Here is a 23,180-nt window from a genome sequence, read left to right on the forward strand (position 1 = left end):
CGCCCCATGCCCCACAGCCCCCCCAGCGCCGGCGAGCCGTCCGACAGCGAATACGAAGACCTGCTCGGACTGTGGTCGGACCTGGAATCCGCCCTGGCGGTGATCCTGTCGCGGCCCCTGCAGGTGCACGACTTTCCCGCCAAGGTGCGCCAGTGCGACCGGTGGCTTCAGGAACTGGTGGCGCACGACATCGACGCGGCGCTGTACCTGATGTTCCAGCTGGCCTCCACCTCCACCGTGGGCTACAGCACCTCGCACGCCCTGGTGTGCGGCACGCTGTGCCACATCCTCGCGCACGAGCTGCAGCTGCCCTCCCTGGAGCGCGACAGCCTGGTGCGGGCCGCGATCACCATGAACATCGGCATGACCGCGCTGCAGGACGAGCTGGCCAGCCAGCGCGAGCGGCCCAGCCCCGCGCAGCAGGAGGCCATCGAGGCCCACCCGCTGCGCAGCATGACCCTGCTGGAGCAGTTGGACGTGAAGGACCCGCTGTGGCTGGACGTCGTGGGCCAGCACCATGCGCCGCTGGCCGAGACGCAGCCGCTGGCGGGCATGCCCGCCGAGGACCGGCTCAGCCGCATCCTGGGCACGATCGACCGCTACGCCGCGATGATCAGCCCGCGCAAGTCGCGTGCGGGCCGCAGCGCCACGGACTCGGTGCGCGCCATCGTGGGCCAGGACGTGGACCGGCGCGATGAAGTCACCTATGCGCTCGTGCGCGCCGTCGGGCTGTGCCCGCCCGGCACCTTCGTGCGGCTGGACAACGGCGAGACCGCCCTGGTGCTGCGCCGCAGCGAGAAGGTCAACGCCCCCCTGGTGGCCAGCCTGCTCGACCGCGACGGTGAGCACCTGGCCCAGCCCCGGCTGCACCAGACGGCCAGCGGCCGGCCACGCATCCAGTCGGCGCTGGCCCGACCCGCGGTGAAGGTGGAGATCAACCACCGCACGCTGGTGCGCCTGGGCCACTACGCGGCCCAGCACAGCAGCGGGCTGATGGGGTTGGTGAGCACGGCCGGCCGGCCCTGACCGGGCGGCTCCCCCCCCGCCTGGCTCCGTTCCCTTCGATTCAGGGCTTTTTCTTCTTCTGGCCCAGCCGGGATTCGGTGCCGGCCATGAGGCGGCGGATGTTTTCGCGGTGCCGCCACACCAGCAGCGCCGACATGGCGGCGATGGCCACGCCGATGGTCGCCTCGGTGTACCAGAGCACGCCGCCGAACATCACGTAGTACAGCGGCGCGAACACCGCCGCCGCGAGCGACGCGCCCGAAGAGTAGCGAAAGAAGAACGCGATGATGACCCAGGTCAGCAGCGTGGCCAGCCCCAGCCATGGGCTGATGCCGACCAGCACGCCCAGCGCCGTGGCCACGCCCTTGCCGCCCTCGAAGCGGAAGAACACGGGCCACAGATGCCCGAGGAATGCCGCCAGGCCCACCAGCGCCACCGTGCCGTCCTCCAGGCCATAGGGCTTGCCGAAGGCCTGCACCAGCACCACGGGCAGCCAGCCCTTGACCGCATCGAGCAGCAGCGTGATCACGGCCGCGGCCTTGGAGCCGGAGCGCAACACGTTGGTGGCGCCGGGGTTCTTGCTGCCATAGGTGCGGGGATCGTTCAGGCCCATGGTGCGGCTCACGATGACGGCGAACGACAGCGAGCCCAGCAGGTAGGCGGCCACGGTGGCCAGGAGGCAATAGACGGTGGTCAAGGTAGGAATTCCTTCAGGATGCGGGCGTCACGAGAGGCCGGTGGCGGGCGCCACGGGGGACCGGTGGCCGGTGCCCCGAAGGCGCGGCCCCGGTTCGGCGGGGCGGCCTATTCTGCCAGCGCGCACTGCACCGGTTTGGCACCGAGCTGCTGCACGCACACCTGCGGATCGATCTGCACCAGAAAGCCCCGGCGGCCGCCGTTGATGGCGATGCGCGGCAGCGCGAGGATGCTTTCCTCGATGTACACCGGCATGTCGCGCCGCGTGCCGAACGGCGAGGTGCCGCCCACCAGGTACCCGCTGTGGCGGTTGGCCACCTCGGGCTGGCAGGGCTCGATCGACTTGGCGCCGATCTGGCGGGCCAGGTTCTTGGTGGACACCTTGCGGTCGCCATGCATGAGCACGATGAGGGGTTTCGCATCCTGGTCCTGCATCACCAGCGTCTTGACGACGACGTGCTCGTCCAGCCCCAGGCTGGCCGCGCTGTGCGCGGTGCCGCCGTGCTCCACGTAGTCGTAGGGGTGCTCGGTGAAGGGCACGCCCTGGCGCCGCAGCCACTGGGTGGCCGGGGTCTCGCTCACATGGGCGGCCTTGGCGGCCTTCTTGCTCACAGTGCCGGGTCTCGCAGTTCCCAGCGGACCGCGTCGATGGCCGCGAGCAGCTCGGGCGAGAGCACCGTGCCCCAGGCATCGAGGTCTTCGTCCAGCTGGGCCAGCGAGGTCACGCCGATGATGGTGCTGGCGACCTGCCACTTGGTGTAGCAGAACGCCAGCGCCATCTGCGTGGGCGTGAGGCCGTGCTCGCGCGCCAGCGCGTTGTAGCGGCGCGAGGCCTCCAGCGCCTCGGGCCGGCCCCAGCGCTGCTTGCGCACCGATTCGTAGCTGGCGATGCGTGCGCCCTTCGGCGCACCGGCGCCGGTCGTGCCGCTGGCGTCGTACTTGCCCGTCAGCAGCCCGAAGCCCAGGGGCGAATACGCCAGCAGCGACACGCCCAGGCGGTGGCAGGACTCGTCCATGCCGTTTTCCCAGGTGCGGTTGATGAGGCAGTACGGGTTCTGCACCGTGGCCACGCGCGGCAGGCCGTGCTGCTCGGCCAGCCGCACGAACTCGTGCACGCCGTAAGGCGTTTCGTTGGACAGGCCGATGGCGCGCACCTTGCCGGCCTGCACCAGCCCGGCCAGCGCCTGCAGCTGGTCGTGGATGGGCGTGGCCGAGGTTTCCTTGGCGGGGTCGTAGTACACCGTGCCGAACGCGGGCACGTGGCGCTCGGGCCAGTGGATCTGGTAGAGGTCGATCACGTCGGTCTGCAGGCGGCGCAGGCTGGCGTCGCACGAGGCCACGATGTCGGCCGGGGTCATTCCCTTGCCTTCGCGCACCCAGGGCATGCCGCGCGAGGGGCCCGCCACCTTGGTGGCCAGCACCGTCTTTTCGCGGGCGCCGGGGCGGCTGGCGAACCAGCGGCCGATGATGGTCTCGGTGGCGCCATAGGTCTCGGCGCGCGCCGGCACGGCGTACATCTCGGCGGTGTCGATGAAGTTCACGCCCCGCTCCAGCGAGCGGTCGAGAATGGCATGGGCCGTGGCTTCGTCCACCTGTTCGCCGAACGTCATGGTGCCCAGGCAGATGGGCGTGACCTGGAGCGCGCTGGCGCCCAATGGGATTTTTTGCATGGAGAGAAGACCTACAAGCTGCGGATGGGCTGGGCAGAATAATGGATTTTTCCCGTTCCCGCAGCGAGCGCACCGCATGCCCGAAGGCCCCCGCAGTCAGGGCCCCGAACGAGTGGCCGCCCGCTTGTCCCAGCCTTGACTGACGCCGCCGCGCCCTGCACGAATAATCGCCCGATGTACCAGCCCGCCCGCGCCTCCCAGAGCGAATTCGTCCCCGTCCGCACCCTGCAGTACCACGTTCGCCGCTGGAACGCCGAGGCATCGCCCGCCTCCGCTTCCCCGTCTTCCCCTTCACGGCCCCCGCTGGTGCTGATGCACGGCTGGATGGACGTGGGCGCGTCCTACCAGTTCGTGGTGGACGCGCTGTCGCAAGCGTTCTTCGCCGGCCGCACGGTCATCGCGCCCGACTGGCGGGGCTTCGGCCTGAGCCGCCTGCCCGCGCCCTGCGATCACTACGTGTTCGCCGACTACCTGGCCGACCTGGATCACCTGCTGGACCACTACGCGCCCGGCCAGCCGGTCGATCTGGTGGGCCACAGCATGGGCGGCAACGTGTGCATGGCCTATGCCGGCGTGCGGCCCGCGCGCATCCGCCGGCTGGTGAACCTGGAAGGCTTCGGCCTGCCGGCCACCACGCCCGACCAGGCCCCCCGTCGCTACGCGCAGTGGATGGACGAGATCCGGGCGCTGGAGCGCGGCGAGAAATCGCTCAAGGCCTACGACAGCGCCGACGGCGTGGCCCAGCGCCTCATCAAGACCAATCCGCGCCTGTCCGCCGACAAGGCCGCCTGGCTGGCCCGCCAGTGGGCCGCGCCCGACGCGCAGGGCCGCTGGCGCATCCTGGGCGATGCGGCGCACAAGATCACCAGCTCGCAGATCTACCGCGTGGAGGAAGCGCTGGCCCTGTACGACGGCATCACCGCGCCCACCCTCGCGGTGGAGGCCAGCGACGACAGCATGGGCCTGTGGTGGAAGGACCGCTACGACCTGCCTGAATACCACGCCCGCCTGCGCCACGTGCGCGATTGCCGCACCGCCGTGGTCCAGGACGCCGGGCACATGCTGCACCACGACCAGCCCGGCGCGGTGGCGGCGCTGATCGAGTCGTTCCTGAGCACCCCTGAATAAAACAGGCCGCCAGCACATATTCCACTAGGGCGTTTTGCTATCATTTTTGAAATGACGGCCCGTTTTTCGCCCCGGCGAAGGGGCCGGCCGGCAGCGCCCTGCGCCCCGTGGAAGGGCATTGGGGGCGTGCGGCGCATCGCGTGAGAAAATCGCCGGTTATTCCACCGAACACTCAGGACACGCACCATGGACGCAGAACGCATCAACCTCATCGGCAACACCCTCTCCGACCTGACCGTGCGCACGCAAGAGTTACGGAGGTATCTTTGACTTCGATGCCAAATTCGAACGCCTGCGCACGGTAAACGCCTCGCTGGAAGACCCCACGGTCTGGAACGATCCCAAGAAGGCCCAGGAGCTGGGCAAGGAAAAGAAGAGCCTGGACGGCGTGGTGCTCACGCTGGAGCGGCTCACGCGCGAGCTGGCCGACAACACCGAGCTCTTCGACATGAGCAAGGAAGAAGGCGACGACGACGGCCTGATGACCATCGAGGCCGAGACCGCCAAGCTCAAGCCCGAGATCGAGATGCTCGAGTTCCGCCGCATGTTCAGCAACGAGGCCGATCCGCTCAACTGCTTCGTGGACATCCAGGCCGGCGCCGGCGGCACCGAGGCCTGCGACTGGGCGGGCATGCTGCTGCGCCAGTACCTCAAGTACGCCGAACGCAAGGGCTTCAAGACCACGGTGGAAGACGAAACCCCGGGCGACGTGGCCGGCATCAAGAGCGCCACGATCAAGATCGAGGGCGAATACGCCTATGGCCTGCTGCGCACCGAGACCGGCGTGCACCGGCTGGTGCGCAAGAGCCCGTTCGACTCGTCCGGCGGGCGCCACACCAGCTTCGCCAGCCTGTTCGTCTATCCGGAGATCGACGACTCGATCCAGATCGACATCAACCCGGCCGACGTGCGCACCGACACCTTCCGCGCCAGCGGCGCCGGCGGCCAGCACATCAACAAGACCGATTCGGCCGTGCGTTTGACGCACATTCCAACCGGCATCGTCGTTCAGTGCCAGGATGGCCGCAGCCAGCACAGCAACCGCGACGTGGCATGGCAGCGCCTGCGCTCGCGCCTGTACGACTTCGAGATGCGCAAGCGTCAGGAAGAGCAGCAAAAGCTGGAAGACACCAAGACCGATGTCGGCTGGGGCCACCAGATCCGCAGCTACGTGCTGGACAACAGCCGCATCAAGGACCTGCGCACCAACGTCGAAATCTCCGCCACCCAGAAGGTGCTGGACGGCGATCTCGACGCCTTCATCGAAGCCTCCCTCAAGCAGGGCGTGTAACGCGCCCGGAAAGCCCCAAGCCATGATGAGAGAAGGACACGCCACGGCCATCCACCGTGCCGACTACACCGCCCCCGCGTTCTGGATCGACAAGGTGGACCTCACGTTCGACCTGGACCCGGCCAAGACCCGGGTGCTCAACAAGATGCGGCTGCGCCGCAACGCGGACGTGCCCGCGGGCGCGCTGCGGCTCGATGGCGACGAGCTGAACCTGGCGCGCGTGCTGGTCAACGGCGCGGGCACCTCGTTCAAGATGGAAGGCGGCCAGCTGGTGCTGGAGAACCTGCCGGAGGGCCACGAGCCCTTCGACCTGGAGATCTTCACCACCTGCGCGCCCGAGAAGAACACGCAGCTGTCGGGCCTGTACGTGAGCCAGGGCACCTTCTTCACCCAGTGCGAGGCCGAGGGCTTTCGGCGCATCACCTACTTCCTGGACCGGCCGGACGTGATGGCCAGCTTCACCGTGCTGCTGCGCGCCGACAAGGCCGCCTACCCGGTGCTGCTGTCCAACGGCAACCTGATCGACCACGGCCCGCTGGACGACGGCCCCAACGGCGCGCGCCATTTCGCCAAGTGGCAGGACCCGCACAAGAAGCCCTGCTACCTGTTCGCGCTGGTGGCCGGCAAGCTCGTGGCGCGCGAGCAGCGCATCCGCTCGCGCTCCGGCGCCGACCACCTGCTGCAGGTGTACGTGCGCCCGGGCGACCTGGAAAAGACCGAGCACGCCATGAACTCCCTCATGGCCAGCGTGGCCTGGGACGAGGCGCGCTTCGGCCTGCCGCTGGATCTGGAGCGCTTCATGATCGTCGCCACCAGCGACTTCAACATGGGCGCGATGGAGAACAAGGGCCTGAACATCTTCAACACGAAGTACGTGCTGGCCAGCCAGGCCACGGCGACCGATGTGGATTTCGGCAACATCGAAAGCGTGGTGGGCCACGAGTACTTCCACAACTGGACCGGCAACCGCGTCACCTGCCGCGACTGGTTCCAGCTGTCGCTCAAGGAAGGCCTCACAGTCTTTCGGGACCAGGAGTTCAGCCAGGACCTGTCGGGCAGCCCTTCGGCCCGCGCCGTCAAGCGCATCGAGGACGTGCGCGTGCTGCGCACCGCGCAGTTCCCGGAGGACGCCGGCCCCATGGCGCACCCGGTGCGGCCCGACAGCTACGTCGAGATCAACAACTTCTACACCGTCACCATCTACGAAAAGGGTGCCGAGGTCGTGCGCATGATGCACACGCTGGTGGGCCGCGAAGGCTTCGCGCGCGGCATGAAGCTGTACTTCGAGCGCCACGACGGCCAGGCCGTCACCTGCGACGATTTCGCGCAGGCCATCGCCGACGCCAACCCGGACAGCGACCTGGCCCGCCTGCTGCCGCAGTTCAAGCGCTGGTATTCGCAGGCCGGCACGCCGCGCGTGCAGGCCACGGGCGTGTACGACGCCGCCGTGCGCACCTACACGCTCACGCTGTCGCAAAGCCTCGCGCCCACGCCCGGCCAGCCGCTCAAGGAGCCCGCCGTGATCCCGGTGGCCCTGGGCCTGCTGGGCGCGGACGGCAGCGCGCTGCCGCTGCAACTGGAGGGTGAGGCCGCCGCGGGCGGCGCGGACCGCACCGTGGTGCTGACCGAGGCCACCCATGCGTTCACCTTCGTGAACGTGGGCTCCCAGCCCGTGCCGTCGCTGCTGCGCGGGTTCAGCGCCCCGGTGGTGCTGGACATCGACTACAGCGATGCCGAGCTGCTCGCCTTGCTGGCGCACGACACCGACGCCTTCAACCGCTGGGAGGCCGGCCAGCGCCTGGCCCTGCGCATCGCTATTAAAACCATAGCAGACGAGGCAATCAATCCGCCGGCAGGCGCGCCCATCGAGCAAACCATCGTGCCCGACAGCTTCGTGGAGGCCATGCGCGGCGTGCTGCGCCACCCCGCGCTGGACGCGGCCTTCAAGGAGCTGGTGCTCAGCCTGCCCTCCGAGGGCTACATCGCCGAGCACCTGGACGTGGTGGACCCGCAGCGCGTGCACGCCGTGCGCGAAGCAATGCGCGCGCAGCTCGCCGTCGCGCTGCAGCCGGAGTGGGAAGCCATCTGGGCGCAGCACCACGACACGGGCGCCTACCGCCCCGATGCGATCTCGGCCGGCCGCCGCGCGCTGTCCGGCCTGGCGCTTTCCATGCTGTGCCTGGCGGCCCGCACCACGGGCGACAGCGTGTGGCCGGGCAAGGCGTACCAGCGATTCAAGGACGCCGGCAACATGACCGACCGCTTCAACGCCCTCACGGCGCTGGTGTACAGCGGCCATGCCCTGGCCGAGCCGGCGCTGGCGCGCTTTCACGCCCTGTTCAAGGACGAGGCCCTGGTGCTGGACAAATGGTTCTCGCTGCAGGCGGGCGCGCCCGACCGCGGCGGGCAGGTGCTGGCCGCCGTGCAGCAGCTCATGAAGCACGCGGACTTCAGCCTCAAGAACCCGAACCGCGCGCGCAGCGTGATCTTCAGCTACTGCAGCGCCAACCCCGGGGGCTTTCACCGCCTGGACGGCGCGGGCTACCAGTTCTGGGCCGACCGCGTGCTGGAGCTGGACACGCTCAACCCGCAGGTGGCGGCGCGGCTGGCCCGGGCGCTCGACCGCTGGAAGAAGCTGGCCGACCCCTACCGCGGCGCGGCGCGCGACGCCATCGCCCGCGTGGCGGCCAAGCCCGACCTGTCCAACGACGTGCGCGAGGTGGTCACCCGCGCGCTGGCCGACTGATCACGTCCAAAAAATTAGGAAACCCCCTCCATGGCAAAAACCATCAGCCTCACCCGCTACCTCGTCGAACAGCAGCGGGTGGACGGCCTCATCCCCTCGCAGTTGCGCCTGTTGCTCGAAGTGGTCGCCCGTGCCTGCAAGAGCATCAGCCACGCCGTGAACAAGGGCGCGCTGGGCGGCGTGCTGGGCACGGCCGCCAGCGAGAACGTGCAGGGCGAGATCCAGAAGAAGCTGGACATCATCGCCAACGAAGTGCTCATCGAAGCCAACGAATGGGGCGGCCACCTCGCGGCCATGGCGTCCGAAGAGATGGACAGCATCTACGTGGTGCCCAACCGCTATCCGCAGGGCGAGTACCTGCTGCTGTTCGATCCGCTCGACGGCTCTTCCAACATCGACGTGAACGTGAGCATCGGCACCATCTTCAGCGTGCTGAAAAAGCCCGAAGGCCACCCCGGCGTCATGACCGAGGACTTCCTGCAGGCCGGAACCCAGCAGGTGGCCGCGGGCTACTGCATCTACGGCCCCCAGACCACGCTGGTGCTCACCGTGGGCGACGGCGTCGCCATGTTCACGCTGGACCGCGAGCAGGGCTCGTTCGTGCTGGTGGAAGAGAACGTGCGCATTCCCGAGGACACCAAGGAATTCGCCATCAACATGAGCAACATGCGCCACTGGGACACCCCGGTCAAGCGCTACATCGACGAATGCCTGGCCGGCACCGAGGGCCCGCGCGGCAAGGACTTCAACATGCGCTGGATCGCCAGCATGGTGGCCGACGTGCACCGCATCCTCACGCGCGGCGGCGTGTTCCTGTACCCCTGGGACAAGCGCGAACCCAACAAGCCCGGCAAGCTGCGCCTGATGTACGAGGCCAATCCCATGAGCTGGCTCGTCGAGCAGGCCGGCGGCGCCGCCACCAACGGCAAGCAGCGCATCCTGGACATCCAGCCCACGCAGTTGCACGAGCGCGTCAGCGTGGTGCTGGGCTCAAAAAATGAAGTGGAACGCGTGACACGCTACCATTCCGATATATAATTCGAGTCTTCGCCGGTGTAGCTCAGTCGGTAGAGCAGCTCATTCGTAATGAGAAGGTCGGGTGTTCGATTCATCTCTCCGGCACCAAATGGAAACCCCTGATTCGCAAGAGTCAGGGGTTTTTCTTTTGGGGCCTGTATTGCATGTGCCGGCGCTGCACAGCATCCCGGCATCAAGCGGCTGAACGGCGGCAACCAACGCGCGTTGCCAGCACCATCCGCAGCCAATCCAATGATCGATGGGCCCCGCGGCCCTGCCCCAGCGGCGTGTCCGCCGAAGGCGAACCCGCGCAGGTCCGTGGCTTGGCGTCCTACGGCAGGGGGTAGACCACCCGTGCAGCATGGCCTTCCCCACACACACCATCGACAAGGAAATCCCATGACCACCCGTGCACCCCGAGACGCCTGCTCCCTGCTCGATGCGGACCATCGCGCCGTCAAGAAAATGTTCAAGGAATACGAATCGCTGATGGAGTCCCGCTCCAAGGCGGCCGCCACCCAGCGGTTCGAGCTGGCGCGCCAGATCTGCCGCGAGTTGGCCGTGCATGCGCAGATCGAAGAAGAAATCTTCTACCCCGCCCTGCGCGATGCCATCAAGGACACCGACCTCCTCGCCGAAGCCGAAGTGGAGCACGCCAGCGCCAAGGACCTGATCGCTCAGATCGAGGCCGCCAGCGCCGCCGATGAAATGTTCGATGCCAAGGTGACCGTGCTGGGCGAGTACATCGACCACCACGTGAAGGAAGAGCGCAACGAGATCTTTCCGAAGGCACGTGCCGCCCGCAAGCTCGACCTCGTGGCCATGCGCGAAGCGCTCGAAGCCCGCAAAGAAGAGCTGATGGCGGGTGAAGAAGCGATGGCCTGACGCCCCCGGCGGGCCGCTCTCCCTCAGGGCGGCTGTGCCGCGACCCGCGGGGTCGGCGTTGCGAGGCGCTCACCGCCCTCTCTCTCTGGCCGCCGCCCTGACCAGCGTCTGCCCGCATCGCTGAAAGCCTGCGGGCCAAGCCGTCAGGTGCGGCCCGTCTCCGCAGACGCAGCGCTCGCATGCAGGCAGATCGCGGCCGCCGCACCCACATTCAACGATTCTTCCCCGCCCGGCTGGGCAATGCGGATCAGGCGGCTCGCGCGCTCCTGCAGCGCTGGCGACACGCCCTGCCCTTCATGCCCCATGACCCACCCACAAGGCCAGGGCAGTTGCGCCCGGTGCAGGAATTCGCCGCCGTGCGAACTGGTCGCCAGCAGGGGCAGGCCGAGCGCATCGACGTCCGTCGCATCGAGCCCCTCCACCAGCCGCAGGCCAAAGTGGGCCCCCATGCCGGCCCGCAGTACCTTGGCACTCCACAGCGCCGCCGTGCCCTTGATGGCCGCGATCTGTCCGAAACCGAATGCCGACGCGCTGCGCAGGATGGACCCCACGTTGCCGGCGTCCTGCAGGCGGTCGAGCACCACGGTGGACACGCCCGGCACCAACGCCGCGGCCGCCGGCATCTCCAGCACGAAGCCCATGCGCGCCGGCGATTCGAGGCCGCTCACGTCCGCCCAGAGGGGGTCGGCGATTACTATGTTTTTGATAGCAGCATGCCGGTAATTTTCTTGCGCTGCAGGCCAAAAAGACTCCGCATACACGGCCACCGCCGGCTGCAGTCCCCGGGCCAGCGCCGCACGGCACAGGTGGTCGCCTTCCAGCCACACACGGCCCTGCTTGCGGTAGGCGCTGCTGTCCTGCGCCAGGCGCCGCAGGTCCTTGACGAACGCGTTGTCGCGCGACTGAACGAAGGTGACGTTGTCCGAGGTCATGCCGGCTGCCATTCCGCCCGCACCAGGCCCTGCGGCGCCGGCAACGCGTGCGACCCATTCACCGTAGGCACCGCAGGCATTGGGAGTACCGCCGCGTTGCCCCGGACGAGGGCCGCAGCCACGGGCGAAAACGAGCGGCGGTGGTGCGGGCAAGCGCCATGCTGCTGCAGCGCCGCCATGTGTTCGGCCGTCCCATATCCCTTGTGGCCGGCAAAGCCGTATTGGGGATATTCCAGGTGCAATTGCGCGCACCAGCGGTCGCGCGTGACCTTGGCCAGGATCGACGCCGCAGAAATGGCCTGCACCAGCGCATCGCCCTTGACGATGGCGTCCGCGGGCACTTCCAGCACGGGCAGCCGGTTGCCGTCCACCAGCACGCGCACGGGCTTCAGGCGCAGCCCCTGCACCGCGCGCTGCATGGCCAGCATGGTCGCCTGCAGGATGTTGATGGTGTCGATCTCCTGCACGCTGGCCTCGGCCACCGCGCAGCACAGGGCCTTGGCGCGGATCTCGTCGTACAGCGCTTCGCGGCGCGCGGCGGTCAATGTCTTGGAATCGGCCAGCCCGGCGATCGGATTCTGATCGTCGAGGATCACGGCGGCAGCCACCACCGGGCCGGCCAGCGGACCGCGCCCGGCTTCGTCCACCCCGGCCACCAGGCCTGGGGGATGCCACGGCAGGGCCGCCTGCTCAGGCGGCAAGGATTTTCTGGATCGCATCGGCAGCCAATCGGGGGGTGTCGCGGCGCAGGGTTTCGTGCAGCGCGGTGAAGCGCTGCTCCAGCACCGCCAGCGTGTCGGGGGATTGCGTGGGCGCGTCGAGCCACTGCGTGACGGCCGCGGCCAGCGCCTCGGGGGTGGCGGCGTCCTGGATCAGCTCGGGCACGACGAATTCGCCGCAAAGGATGTTGGGCAGCCCCACCCAAGGCTGCAGCTGCTTGCGCCGCATGAGGCGCCAGCTGATGGGGTGCATGTGGTAGCCGATCACCATGGGCCGCTTGAACAGGGCTGCCTCGAGGGTCGCCGTGCCGCTGGCGATCAGCGTACAGTCGCAGGCCGCCAGCACGGTGTGCGACTGGCCTTCGACGACCTGCACCGCCTCGGCCATGCCGCATTCGCGCACCACCTGCTCGATGCGTGCACGCAGCGCCGGCACGGCCGGAATGACCATGCGCAACGCGGGGCGCGCCTGGCGCAGCAAGGCCGCCGCCCGCAGGAACGGCGCGGCGATGTAGTCCACCTCGGCCGAACGGCTGCCCGGCAGGATGGCCAGCACCTCGTCGCCAGGGGCCATACCCAGCCGGGCCCGCGCCGCCTCGCGGTCCGGCTGCATGGGAATCACATTGGCCAGCGGATGGCCGACGTAAGTGGCGGCAATGCCGTGGCGGGCCAGGAGCGCAGGCTCGAACGGGAAGATGCACAGCACGTGGTCGGCGCTGCGCTTGATTTTCTCGATGCGTTCGGCACGCCAGGCCCAGATCGAAGGGCACACGAAGTGCACCGTCTTGATGCCGCCCGCGCGCAGGTCGAATTCGAGCCCCAGGTTGAAGTCGGGCGCATCCACACCGATGAAGACCTGCGGCGGGTCCGCGAGCAGCCGCCGCCTCAATTGCTTGCGGATCTGCACGATGCCCCAGAGCCGGCGCAGCAGCTCGACGCTGTAGCCGTGCACGGCCAGGCGCTCGCTGGGCCACCATGCGGTGAAGCCCCGCCGCTGCATCTGCGGCCCGCCAATGCCCTGCCCGGCCACGCCCGGCCACTGCGCCTGCAGGCCGTCGAGCAGCAGGCCCGCCAGCAGATCGCCGGAGGTTTCGCCTGCCACCATCGAGATGCGCGGTGCCGGTTGGAGGGAGGGCGCCATCGCGGTCAGCGCGCGATGCCGCGCGAAGAGTTGGCGATGAAATCCAGCAGCAGCGCGATGTCGGGCGCGGCCTCGCCGTGGACCGCAGGCAGTTCGGCGATCGCCTGCCGCGCCGCGTCCAGCGTGAGGCCCTGGCGATACAGCAGGCGGTGCGCCTGCTTGATCGCGGCGAGCCGGTCGGCTGAGAACCCGCGCCGGCGCAGGCCTTCGAGGTTCAACCCGCGCACGGACAGCGGATTGCCGTCCACCATCATGAAGGGGGGCACGTCCTGCGAGATGTGGCTGGCGAACCCGGCCATGACGTGCGCGCCCACCTTGGTGAACTGGTGCACGCCCGTGAGGCCGCCGATGATGGCGTGGTCACCCACGTGCACATGGCCGGCCAGCGTGGCGTTGTTGGCCAGAACGGTGTGGTGACCGACCACGCAGTCGTGGGCGATGTGCACATAGGCCATGACCCAGTTGTCGTTGCCGATCGTGGTCACGCCCCGGTCCTGCGCCGTGCCGGTGTTGAACGTGCAGAACTCGCGGATCGTGTTGCGGTCGCCGATGCGCAGCTCGGTGGGCTCGCCGGCGTACTTCTTGTCCTGCGGCGCGGCGCCCAGGGAGGCGAACTGGAAGATCCGGTTGTCTTCGCCGATCGTGGTGCGCCCTTCGATGACGCAGTGCGCGCCCACCGAGGTGCGCGCACCGATCGTCACGTGCGGGCCGATCACGGCATAGGGGCCAATGGCCGCGGAGGCGTCGATCCGCGCTGCGGGGTCGACGATGGCTGTGGAGTGGATGCTGCTGGTCACGTGCCGCCCTGCCCTCGCAGCGTCAGCCCACGGTGCGCATGGTGCACATGATCTCGGCCTCGCAGGCCACGCTGTCGCCCACGCGTGCCAGGCCCTTGAACTTGTAGATGCCGCCCTTGACGCGGTCCAGATCCACTTCCAGGATGAGCTGGTCGCCCGGCTCCACGGGGCGCTTGAAGCGCGCGCCGTCGATGCCGACGAAATAGAACACCTTGTCGTCGCCGGGCGCCTCGCCCATCATGTCGAACGACAGCAGGCCCGCGGCCTGCGCCAGGGCCTCGAGCATGAGCACGCCGGGCATCACGGGCCGGCTCGGGAAATGCCCCGTGAAGAAAGGCTCGTTGATCGTGACGTTCTTGAGCGCCTGGATGCGCTTGCCCCTTTCGAGTTCGACCACGCGGTCCACCAGCAGAAACGGATAGCGGTGCGGCAAGAGCTTGAGAATTTGGTGGATATCCATCATTGGAAGATGCGGTCTAACCGTCTTTTCGAGTTTGTTCGAGGGCCTTGATCCGTTCGCGCAGGCTGTGAAGCTGCTTGAGCGTGGCCGCGTTTTTTTCCCACTTCGCATTTTCGTCGATGGGGAACATGCCGGTGTATTGACCCGGCCGGGTCAGCGATCGCGTGACCACCGTGGCCGCCGACACGTGCACGTGGTCGGCCAGTTCGAGATGCCCCAGCACGATGCCTCCGCCCCCCACCGTGCAATGCGCGCCGATGGTCGCGCTGCCCGCCACCCCCACGCACCCCGCCATGGCGGAATGCCGGCCGATGCGCACGTTGTGGCCGATCTGGATGAGGTTGTCGAGCTTCACGCCATCTTCGATGACCGTGTTTTCCAGTGCGCCGCGGTCGATGCAGGTGTTGGCGCCGATCTCGACGTCATTGCCGATGTGCACGGCCCCCAGCTGCTCGATCTTGACCCATTCGCCGCCCTGCGGCGCGAAGCCGAAGCCGTCGGCCCCGATCACCACGCCGGCATGCACGATGCAGCGCTCACCGATGTGGCAGTCCTCGCCCAACGTCACCCGCGATTTGAGCACTGTGCCCGCGCCCACGCGCGCACCGCGCTCCACCACGCACAGCGGGCCGATGACGGCCGTGGGATGCACCGTGGCGTCGGGGTCCACCACCGCGCTGGGATGGATGCCCTGCGGCACCGCCACGGCGTGCGCGCGCTTCCACAGCTGCGTGGCACGCGCGAAATACACGTACGGCTCGTCCGCGACGATGCACGCCCCCCGGGCCAGCCCGGCCTCGCGCATCGATGGCGCCACAATGACACAGGCCGCCCGGGAGGCGGCCAGTTGCTGCTGGTAGCGCGGATGGCTTAAAAAAGCCAGGTCACCGGGACCTGCAGACTCCAGGGGAGCGATGCGGCGGATTTCTCCGTCCCTCTCGCCCCCCTCCAGCGTGCCGCCCAGCGCATCAACGATCTGCCCCAGAGAGAGGCTCACGCCGCGCGCCCCGTCAGCCGACGGCCATCACTTGGCGGGCGTGGCAGCAGCGGCATTCAGTGCCTTGATCACTTTGTCGGTGATGTCGTGCTTGGGGTTGATGTAGACGGCTTCCTGAAGGATCACGTCGTACTTCTCGGCCTCGGCGACCTGCTTGACGACCTTGTTGGCGCGCTCGAGCACTTGGCCCAGCTCTTCGTTCTTGCGGGCGCCCAGGTCTTCCTGGAACTCGCGGCGCTTGCGCTGGAAGTCGCGGTCCTGGTCGACCAGCTGGCGCTGGCGGGCCGTGCGCTGGCTCTCGGCCATCGTGGGCGCTTCGCGCTCGAACTTCTCGGTGGCGGACTTCAGGCTGTTGCCCTGCTCCACGAGGTCCTTCTCACGACGGGAGAACTCCTGCTCCAGCTTGGCCTGGGCCGCCTTGGCGGTGCTGGCCTCGCGGAAGATGCGGTCGGTGTTGACGAAGCCGGCCTTGAACTCCTGCGCCTGTGCAGGCACGGCTGCACCGAGCGTGCCCAGCAAGAGAACGAGGGGAATATGGCGGGAGAGAGATTTCATTAGAAAGACGTTCCGATCTGGAATTGCAGTTTCTGGATTCTATCGCCGGCGAACTTGCGCACCGGTTGCGCAAAAGCGAGGCGAAGCGGACCGAGCGGAGAAATCCAGCTCAGGCCCAGGCCGGCAGAGACACGCATGTCGCTGAGGGTGACCTTTTCATCTTCGCCGTACACGTTGCCCGCATCCACGAAAGTGAACACGCGCAGCGTGCGGTCGTTGCCCGCACCTGGGAACGGTGCGATCAACTCGGCATTGAGCGTGACCTTCTTCGGTCCGCCCAGCGACGCACCCGTCACGTCGCGAGGACCCAGCGTGCCCTGGTCGAAACCGCGCACGGAGCCCAGGCCGCCCGAGTAGTAGTTCTTGAACACCGGGAACGGCCGACCGTTCATACCCTTGCCCCAGCCGAACTCGCTGTTGAAGGCCATGGTGAACTTCTTGTTCAGCGGCACATATTGCTGGAACTGGTAGTTGCCACGCACGTAGCGCGCATCGCCGGCCACCGACCATTCGGTGTTCAGGCGCTGGTAGCGGCCCGAATTGGGCGCCAAAGCGCTGTCGCGGTCATCGCGCGACCAGCCGATCGTGAGCGGAATCGCGGTGCTGCTGGAGCCATAGGTCGTGGCATACGACAGGTACGCGGCGGGAATGTTGGTGCCCAGCTTGATCCGCGTCTGTTCGAGGCCGCCTCCGAAGAACACGGTATCGGTTTCGCTGAAGGGGATGCCGAAGCGCACGCTGGTACCGGCGGTGATCAACTCGTAGTTGCCGCCCTGGTCCTCGTACGGCTTGTCGGTGCGGTAGTACAGATCGAGCGTGCGCGAGATGCCGTCCCGCGTGAAGTACGGGTTGGTGGTGCTGAACACCAGCGTGCGGCGGTACTTGCTGGTGTTGACGTCCACCCCGAGGTAGTTGCCCGAACCGAACACGTTCTCCTGCTTGATGCTGAACGACAGCGAGACCTTTTCCGCACTCGAGAAGCCCGCGCCCAGCTGCAGCGACCCGGTGGGCTTTTCGGCCACGTTCACCACCAGGTCCACCTGGTCGGCGGAGCCCGGCACTTCCTGCGTTTCCACATTGACTTCGGTGAAGAAACCCAGGCGGTCTACGCGGTCACGGGACAGCTTGATCTTGTCGCCGTCGTACCAGGAGGCTTCGTACTGGCGGAACTCGCGGCGGATCACTTCGTCGCGCGTGCGGTTGTTGCCGCTCACGTTGATGCGGCGCACGTAGGCACGGCGGGCCGGCTCGGCGCGCAGGACCAGGGCCACGCGGTTGTTCTCGCGGTCCACTTCGGGCACCGCTTCGACGCGCGCGAACGCGAAGCCGAAATTGCCGAAGTAGTCGGTGAATGCCTTGGTGGTTTCGGCCACCTTGTCGGCGTTGTAAGGCTCGCCGGGCTGGATGGTGATCAGCGACTTGAACTCGTCGTCGCGGTCCAGGTAATTGCCTTCGATCTTCACGCCGGAGACCACGTAGCGCTGGCCCTCGGTCACGTTGACGGTGATCGTGATGTCCTGCTTGTCCGGGGAGATGGCCACCTGCGTGGAGTCGATGCGGAACTCGAGGTAGCCGCGCGCCAGATAGTAGGAACGCAGGGTTTCCAGGTCGGCATTCAGCTTGGTGCGGGAGTAGCGGTCCGACTTGGTGTACCAACTGAGCCAGCCGCCCGTGTCCTGGTCGAACAGCCCTTTGAGCGTCGATTCGCTGAAGGCCTTGTTGCCCACCAGGTGGATTTCCTTGATGCGCGCGGGCTCGCCTTCGGTCACGGTGAAGGTGAGGTTGACGCGGTTGCGCTCGATGGGGGTAACCGTGGTCACGACCTCGGCGCCGTACAGGCTCTTGTTGATGTACTGGCGCTTGAGCTCCTGCTCCGCGCGGTCGGCCAGGGCCTTGTCGAAAGGCCGGCCTTCGGTCAGGCCCACATCGCGCATGGCTTTCTTGAGCGTGTCCTTGTCGAATTCACGGGCACCGGCGAAGTCCACGTCAGCGATGGTCGGCCGCTCTTCCACGACCACCACGAGCACGTTGCCGCTGGCCTCCAGACGCACATCCTTGAACAGGCCCAGCGCGAACAGCGCACGGATCGCCGCAGCGCCCTTCTCGTCGTTGTAGTCGTCACCCACCCGCAGCGGCATCGACGCGAAGATCGTGCCCGGCTCGACGCGCTGCAAACCCTCCACCCGGATATCCTGCACCTTGAACGGCTCCAGGGCCCATGCCGCATTGGCAGCAAAAACCATGGCGGCCACGGCACATGCCTTGCGCACGCCCAAGCGATTGAATTGTTTTTTCATGAGTGAACTGGTACCGCACGGTGAACGCGCGCGGCAAAAAGGTTAGCCAAAAAGCCGGGTGATATCGTTGAACAGGGCGATGGACATCATCAGGAGGAGCACCGCCACGCCGCCGCGCTGCAATCGCTCCATCCAGGCGTCGGACACGCCCTTGCCGGTCACGCCTTCCCAAAGATAATACATCAGGTGCCCACCGTCCAAAACCGGCAGCGGAAGCAGGTTCAGCACGCCCAGGCTCACGCTGATGAGGGCCAGAAACACCAGGTACTGCGTGAGCCCCATGCTGGCCGAACGGCCCGCGTAATCGGCGATGGTGAGCGGGCCGCTGAGGTTCTTGAGCGAGGCTTCGCCGATCACCATGCGCCCCATCATGCGCAGGGTCAGGGCCGACACCTCCCAGGTGCGCACCACTCCGTTCCACAATCCTTCGAGCGGCCCGTGCCGCACGGTCACGAACTCTGGCTGAGCGCCCACGAACGCTCCCACGCGGCCGACCGGGCCGGAAGGCTCGCTGTGCAAGTCCGGCAGCACATCCAGCGTCAAGGTCTGGCCGCCGCGTTCGATGCGCCACGGCTGGGATACGGCCACCCCGCCACTGACCGATGCACGGATGAGCTCCCGCAACTGCTGGCCATCCACCACATTCGTCGCACCGAGCCTGACGACCAGGTCCCCTTGCCGCAATCCAGCGCGTTGCGCCGCCCCCCCCTGGACCACCTCGCCAAGCACGGGCCGCGTCCACGGACCCACGATGCCGATCTTGCGAAAGAGCTGCGCATCCGCCTCCCGCGCATCGAATTGCGCGAGTTCCAGCACCATCTGGCGCTGCGGCGCACCGGGCGACGGCTGCACCTGCAGGCGGACGTCGGTGCCGTCGAGCGCACCGCGGGTCAGGAGCCAGCGCAGGTCCTCGAAGGATCGCACCGGCTCGGATTCTTCGTTGCCGAGGGCCGCTTCCAGCACGAGCTCGCCGCCTTGCAAGCCGGCTTTCTGGGCCACGGACCCGGGCACGGGGCTGGCGAGAACCGCCTTCGGCTCCTCCACGCCCATCCAGTTCACTGCCGCGTACAGCAGCACGGCGAGCAGCAGATTGGCCGCCGGGCCCGCTGCCACGATCGCAGCGCGGGATCGCAACGGCTTGGCATTGAACGACAGGTGGCGCTCATGGGCATCGACGGGGGCCTCGCGCTCGTCCAGCATGCGCACATACCCGCCCAGGGGAAACGCGCCGATGACGAACTCCGTGGGCGATCCCTTGGGCTGCCAGCGCAGCAGGGGCTTGCCGAAACCCACCGAAAAACGAAGCACCTTCACGCCGCAGGCGACCGCTACGCGGTAGTGGCCGTATTCATGGACGGCGATGAGCACGCCCAGCGCGACGATGAAGGCAATGACGGTCAGCAACATGGTGTCTTTCTGCCCGGAGGCGATCGCTCAGGCGGCCAGCCGCTGCGCACTGCGCAGAGCGACGGACCGTGCTTCGGCATCCAGCGCCAGCAGGGCCCCGAGCGATTCGGGGTTGGAGGGCGTCACCGCCTCCAGAGTTGCAAGGTTCAGCCGATGAATCTGATCGAAACGGATGCGGCGCTCCAGGAACGAGGCCACAGCCACCTCGTTGGCGGCATTGAGCACCGCCGTGGTGCCGCTTTGCGCGCGCAGCGCCTGCCAGGACAGATGCAGCCCCGGGAAGCGGGTGGCGTCGGCTTCCTCGAAGGTGAGCGCGGACAGCGTGGAAAAATCCAGCCGCGGCGTTCCGCTCTCGATGCGCTCCGGCCAAGCCAGCCCGCAGGCGATCGGAACGCGCATGTCCGGCGTTCCCAGTTGCGCCAGCACCGACGCATCCACGAACTGGACCATGGAATGGATGATCTGCTGCGGATGGATCACCACCTTGATCTGCTCCGGCGCCAGATCGAAGAGCCAGCGCGCCTCGATGACCTCCAGGGCCTTGTTCATCATGGTGGCCGAATCGACCGAGATCTTTCGCCCCATCGAGAAATTGGGATGGGCGCAGGCCTGCTCCGGCGTGACATCGCGCAGCGTGGCCGGCGCCCGGGTGCGAAACGGCCCGCCGGATGCGGTCAGCAGAATGTGGTCCACGCGGCGGGCCCAGGTCTGCGGGTCTTCCGGCAGGCATTGAAAGATCGCCGAATGCTCGCTGTCGATCGGCAGCAGCGTGGCCCCGCCCTCCCGGACGGCGGACATGAAGACCTCACCGCCCACCACCAGCGCTTCCTTGTTGGCGAGCAGCAGGCGCTTGCCGGCCCGGGCCGCCGCAAGGCAGGGGCCCAGGCCCGCAGCGCCGACGATGGCCGCCATCACCACGTCCACCTCTTCGTGGGAGGCAATGGTGTCCAGCGCGTCCGGGTCCTGCAACACCCGCGTTGCCAGGCCATGCGCCGCGAGCCGCTCCTCGAGCAGCCGCGCATGCGGCGCGCTGGCCATCACGGCGAAGCAGGGCTGGAAACGGACACACTGCGCCAGCATGGCGTCGACCTGCGTGGCAGCGCTCAGGGCGAACACCTCGTAGCGCTCGGGATGGCGTGCCACCACATCCAGGGTGTTGGTACCGATGGACCCCGTGGATCCCAGGACCGTGATGCGTTGTTTCATGCGGAAGCGAAGTGGGTCAACATCATGGCCAGCGGCAAGGTGGGCAGCAGCGCATCCACGCGATCGAGCACGCCGCCGTGGCCCGGAAGCAAACCGCTGCTGTCCTTGGCGCCGATGCTGCGCTTGACGAGGGACTCGGTCAGGTCGCCAACCACGCTCATGGCCGCCATGAACACGGCACCCAGCAACAGCAGCCACCAGCCGCGCGCGAACAGGTGGGTATAGAAACTCGCGACCGATGCACTGGCGGACGCGTCGGCGACCACCCAGCCCACAGCCAGAACCACCACACCGGCCATGCCGCCCCACACGCCTTCCCAGCTCTTGCCGGGGCTGATCGAGGGGGCCAGTTTGTTCTTGGTGAAGCGCAGGCCGAAGGCCCGGCCTGCGAAGTACGCAAAGATGTCGGCCACCCAGACAAGAACCAGGATCGACATCAGAAAATTGATGCCCGCCATGCGCGCCTGCACCGCGGCCAGCCACGCCAGCCACAGCACGAACACGCCGCCGACCAGCCGCACGGCCTTGGGAACCTGGGGCCAGCCCTGGACACCCGCGCGCAGCATCCATGCACCGACAAGCACCCACGCGGCGCCACCCAGGGTCCACAGCCAGGCCAGCGGTTGCTGCAACCAGCCCAGTGACCAGCTCGCCGCGCAAAGCGCGACGCAGGCGGCCCCCACCCCCACGGCCGCGCCAGAGCCCAGCCCTTGAAGACGGCCCCACTCCCAGGCACCCGCGGCCATCAAGACCAGGATGACCGTGGCAAAGGGCCACGGAGACGGGTAAAAAAGCGCCGGCAGCAAAATGGCCAGCAGGACGATGGCAGTGATGACGCGCTGTCGAAGCATGGGAAAGCCCTTTCAGACCTGCAGCGAGGCAGGTGACGACGCCAGTATTTGCTCGGATGTCTTGCCGAAACGGCGCTCTCGGGCATTGAAGGCGGCAATGGCCTCATCCAGGGCCTTGCCGTCGAAGTCCGGCCAGAGCCGGTCACTGAAGTAGAACTCGGAATAGGCCGACTGCCACAGCAGGAAATTGCTGATGCGCATTTCGCCACCCGTGCGGATCACCAGGTCCGGATCCGGCACGTGCGCCAGGCCCATGGCCGCATGCAGGCTGGCCTCGGTGATGGGCTCGCCCCGCGCCGCGACGGCCGCAGCGGCCTGCGCGATGTCCCAACGGCCGCCGTAGTTGAAGCAGACGTTCAGGACCAGGCGGGTATTGTGCGCGGTGTCCAGCTCGGCCTGGCGCAGGCCCGCACGCACCTTCTCGGACAACCCGGCCTTCTCACCGACGAAATGCAGGCGCACTCCGTCCTTTTGCAACTGGGGGACTTCCCGGGACAGCGCCTTGGCCAGCAAGTCCATGAGGCCCGACACTTCATCGGCAGGCCGGTTCCAGTTTTCCGAAGAGAAAGCGAACACCGTCAGCACGGCCACGCCCCGCTCCACGCAGGCCTGCGCGCAGCGTTTGAGAGATTCCACGCCCTGCTTGTGCCCTGCCAGCCGCGGCAGGAAACGGCGCGTGGCCCAACGGCCATTGCCATCCATGACGATGGCAACGTGGTGCGGAATGGCCGAAGAGGCGGACATGCAGGACATGCGATCGATTCCCGGAACCGGGGATCAGACCGCCATGATTTCCTGTTCCTTGCCGGACACCAGCGCATCGACTTCAGCGATGTGCTTGTCGGTGACTTTCTGGATCTCGGTTTCCGAACGCTTCTGGTCGTCTTCGGAGGCCAGCTTGTCCTTGACCAGCTTCTTGACGGCTTCGTTGGCGTCACGGCGCAGATTGCGCACGGCGATCTTGGCGCTCTCGCCTTCGTTGCGCGCGAGCTTGGTCATTTCCTTGCGGCGCTCTTCGCTCATGGGAGGCATGGGTACGCGGATCAGGTCGCCCATGGAGGCGGGATTCAGGCCCAGATCGCTTTCGCGGATGGCTTTCTCGATCTTGGCGCCCATGCCTTTTTCCCAGGGCTGGACGCTGATGGTGCGCGAGTCGATCAGGGCCACGTTCGCCACTTGCGACAACGGCACGAACGAGCCGTAGTACTCGACCTGCACGGAATCGAGCAGCGCTGGATTGGCGCGGCCGGTGCGGATCTTGGACAGATTGTTCTTGAACGCTACGATGGACTGGTCCATCTTGGTTTCTGCATTCTTCTTGATATCGGCAATGGTCATGTTTTTCTCCTCAGCATGAAGCCGGGCGCGCCAGGGCGCGCC

Annotated in this window: 22 protein-coding genes and 1 tRNA gene; 7 read left to right on the forward strand and 16 right to left on the reverse strand. The window is 67.3% G+C overall.

What is annotated here, in order from left to right:
• Nucleotides 1-6: 6 nt before the first annotated feature.
• Nucleotides 7-1,026: an HD-GYP domain-containing protein gene (locus AVAK2825_RS12170; RefSeq protein WP_284398701.1), complete on the forward strand. Its 1,020-nt coding sequence runs from the start codon at nt 7-9 to the stop codon at nt 1,024-1,026.
• Between the two features lie 40 nt (nt 1,027-1,066).
• Here the strand turns inward: AVAK2825_RS12170 and plsY are convergent, their stop codons facing one another.
• From plsY to AVAK2825_RS12185, 3 genes are all read right to left on the reverse strand, one after another.
• A complete protein-coding gene (plsY, locus tag AVAK2825_RS12175) occupies nt 1,067-1,702 on the reverse strand; it encodes a glycerol-3-phosphate 1-O-acyltransferase PlsY (protein WP_284398703.1) in 636 nt (211 codons plus the stop codon).
• 107 nt (nt 1,703-1,809) lie between these two features.
• The gene (locus AVAK2825_RS12180; RefSeq protein ID WP_284398706.1) at nt 1,810-2,313 is read right to left on the reverse strand and encodes an aminoacyl-tRNA deacylase; all 504 of its coding nucleotides are present in this window, start codon (nt 2,311-2,313) and stop codon (nt 1,810-1,812) included.
• Nucleotides 2,310-3,371 (reverse strand): aldo/keto reductase, encoded by a 1,062-nt coding sequence (locus tag AVAK2825_RS12185; RefSeq protein ID WP_284398709.1) that lies wholly within the window; start codon nt 3,369-3,371, stop codon nt 2,310-2,312. The genes AVAK2825_RS12180 and AVAK2825_RS12185 overlap by 4 nt, the downstream gene beginning before the upstream one ends.
• A 174-nt stretch (nt 3,372-3,545) precedes the next feature.
• Here AVAK2825_RS12185 and AVAK2825_RS12190 point away from each other — a divergent pair, with 174 nt between their 5' ends.
• The 6 genes from AVAK2825_RS12190 to AVAK2825_RS12215 all read left to right on the forward strand — a co-directional run bounded on the left by AVAK2825_RS12190 (nt 3,546) and on the right by AVAK2825_RS12215 (nt 10,438).
• Nucleotides 3,546-4,499: an alpha/beta fold hydrolase gene (locus AVAK2825_RS12190; protein WP_284398712.1), complete on the forward strand. Its 954-nt coding sequence runs from the start codon at nt 3,546-3,548 to the stop codon at nt 4,497-4,499.
• Nucleotides 4,500-4,685: 186 nt separating this feature from the next.
• A protein-coding gene (gene prfB / locus AVAK2825_RS12195) for a peptide chain release factor 2 (protein WP_272552141.1) occupies nt 4,686-5,790 on the forward strand; the annotation gives its coding sequence in 2 pieces (ribosomal slippage) (nt 4,686-4,766 and nt 4,768-5,790; 1,104 coding nt in all).
• A 25-nt stretch (nt 5,791-5,815) separates the two neighbouring features.
• Nucleotides 5,816-8,536 (forward strand): aminopeptidase N, encoded by a 2,721-nt coding sequence (gene pepN, locus AVAK2825_RS12200; protein WP_284399040.1) that lies wholly within the window; start codon nt 5,816-5,818, stop codon nt 8,534-8,536.
• A gap of 30 nt (nt 8,537-8,566) precedes the next feature.
• The gene (locus AVAK2825_RS12205) at nt 8,567-9,574 is read left to right on the forward strand and encodes a class 1 fructose-bisphosphatase (protein WP_272568522.1); all 1,008 of its coding nucleotides are present in this window, start codon (nt 8,567-8,569) and stop codon (nt 9,572-9,574) included.
• Between the two features lie 11 nt (nt 9,575-9,585).
• Nucleotides 9,586-9,661 (forward strand) — tRNA-Thr (locus AVAK2825_RS12210).
• 291 nt (nt 9,662-9,952) lie between these two features.
• Nucleotides 9,953-10,438 carry a hemerythrin domain-containing protein gene (locus AVAK2825_RS12215; RefSeq protein WP_284398720.1) on the forward strand — a complete coding sequence of 162 codons (486 nt, stop codon included), beginning with the start codon at nt 9,953-9,955 and terminating at the stop codon, nt 10,436-10,438.
• Nucleotides 10,439-10,581: 143 nt separating this feature from the next.
• On the opposite strand, the gene AVAK2825_RS12220 is transcribed toward AVAK2825_RS12215, so the two are convergent.
• From AVAK2825_RS12220 to frr, 13 genes are read right to left on the reverse strand one after another with little or no spacing between them, the layout of a single operon-like run.
• Nucleotides 10,582-11,370: a TrmH family RNA methyltransferase gene (locus AVAK2825_RS12220; RefSeq protein WP_284398723.1), complete on the reverse strand. Its 789-nt coding sequence runs from the start codon at nt 11,368-11,370 to the stop codon at nt 10,582-10,584.
• On the reverse strand, nt 11,367-12,089 hold the full coding sequence (gene rnhB / locus AVAK2825_RS12225) for a ribonuclease HII (protein ID WP_284398724.1): 723 nt from the start codon (nt 12,087-12,089) through the stop codon (nt 11,367-11,369). The genes AVAK2825_RS12220 and rnhB overlap by 4 nt, the downstream gene beginning before the upstream one ends.
• Entirely contained in the window at nt 12,061-13,230 is a 1,170-nt protein-coding gene (gene lpxB, locus AVAK2825_RS12230) for a lipid-A-disaccharide synthase (protein ID WP_284398725.1), read from the reverse strand. Before lpxB ends, rnhB begins: the two co-directional genes overlap by 29 nt.
• Before the next feature lie 5 nt (nt 13,231-13,235).
• On the reverse strand, nt 13,236-14,027 hold the full coding sequence (gene lpxA / locus AVAK2825_RS12235; protein ID WP_284398728.1) for an acyl-ACP--UDP-N-acetylglucosamine O-acyltransferase: 792 nt from the start codon (nt 14,025-14,027) through the stop codon (nt 13,236-13,238).
• A gap of 22 nt (nt 14,028-14,049) precedes the next feature.
• Entirely contained in the window at nt 14,050-14,490 is a 441-nt protein-coding gene (fabZ, locus tag AVAK2825_RS12240) for a 3-hydroxyacyl-ACP dehydratase FabZ (protein WP_284398731.1), read from the reverse strand.
• Between the two features lie 13 nt (nt 14,491-14,503).
• Nucleotides 14,504-15,484, reverse strand: a complete 981-nt coding sequence (gene lpxD, locus AVAK2825_RS12245) for a UDP-3-O-(3-hydroxymyristoyl)glucosamine N-acyltransferase (RefSeq protein ID WP_284398733.1) — start codon at nt 15,482-15,484, stop codon at nt 14,504-14,506.
• Between the two features lie 27 nt (nt 15,485-15,511).
• Nucleotides 15,512-16,039 carry an OmpH/Skp family outer membrane protein gene (locus AVAK2825_RS12250; RefSeq protein ID WP_272568495.1) on the reverse strand — a complete coding sequence of 176 codons (528 nt, stop codon included), beginning with the start codon at nt 16,037-16,039 and terminating at the stop codon, nt 15,512-15,514.
• Nucleotides 16,039-18,336, reverse strand: a complete 2,298-nt coding sequence (gene bamA / locus AVAK2825_RS12255; RefSeq protein WP_272568493.1) for an outer membrane protein assembly factor BamA — start codon at nt 18,334-18,336, stop codon at nt 16,039-16,041. The genes AVAK2825_RS12250 and bamA overlap by 1 nt, the downstream gene beginning before the upstream one ends.
• A 42-nt stretch (nt 18,337-18,378) precedes the next feature.
• Nucleotides 18,379-19,743 (reverse strand): RIP metalloprotease RseP, encoded by a 1,365-nt coding sequence (gene rseP, locus AVAK2825_RS12260; protein ID WP_284398743.1) that lies wholly within the window; start codon nt 19,741-19,743, stop codon nt 18,379-18,381.
• A gap of 27 nt (nt 19,744-19,770) precedes the next feature.
• Nucleotides 19,771-20,949, reverse strand: a complete 1,179-nt coding sequence (ispC, locus tag AVAK2825_RS12265) for a 1-deoxy-D-xylulose-5-phosphate reductoisomerase (protein WP_284398746.1) — start codon at nt 20,947-20,949, stop codon at nt 19,771-19,773.
• On the reverse strand, nt 20,946-21,800 hold the full coding sequence (locus AVAK2825_RS12270) for a phosphatidate cytidylyltransferase (protein ID WP_284398750.1): 855 nt from the start codon (nt 21,798-21,800) through the stop codon (nt 20,946-20,948). Before AVAK2825_RS12270 ends, ispC begins: the two co-directional genes overlap by 4 nt.
• Nucleotides 21,801-21,812: 12 nt before the next feature.
• On the reverse strand, nt 21,813-22,544 hold the full coding sequence (uppS, locus tag AVAK2825_RS12275; protein ID WP_284399043.1) for a polyprenyl diphosphate synthase: 732 nt from the start codon (nt 22,542-22,544) through the stop codon (nt 21,813-21,815).
• A gap of 33 nt (nt 22,545-22,577) precedes the next feature.
• Nucleotides 22,578-23,138, reverse strand: a complete 561-nt coding sequence (frr, locus tag AVAK2825_RS12280; protein WP_272568485.1) for a ribosome recycling factor — start codon at nt 23,136-23,138, stop codon at nt 22,578-22,580.
• Between the last annotated feature and the right edge of the window lie 42 nt (nt 23,139-23,180).

It is taken from the genome of Acidovorax sp. SUPP2825 (assembly GCF_030158995.1).
In the GTDB taxonomy this organism is placed as follows: Bacteria; Pseudomonadota; Gammaproteobacteria; order Burkholderiales; family Burkholderiaceae_C; genus Paracidovorax.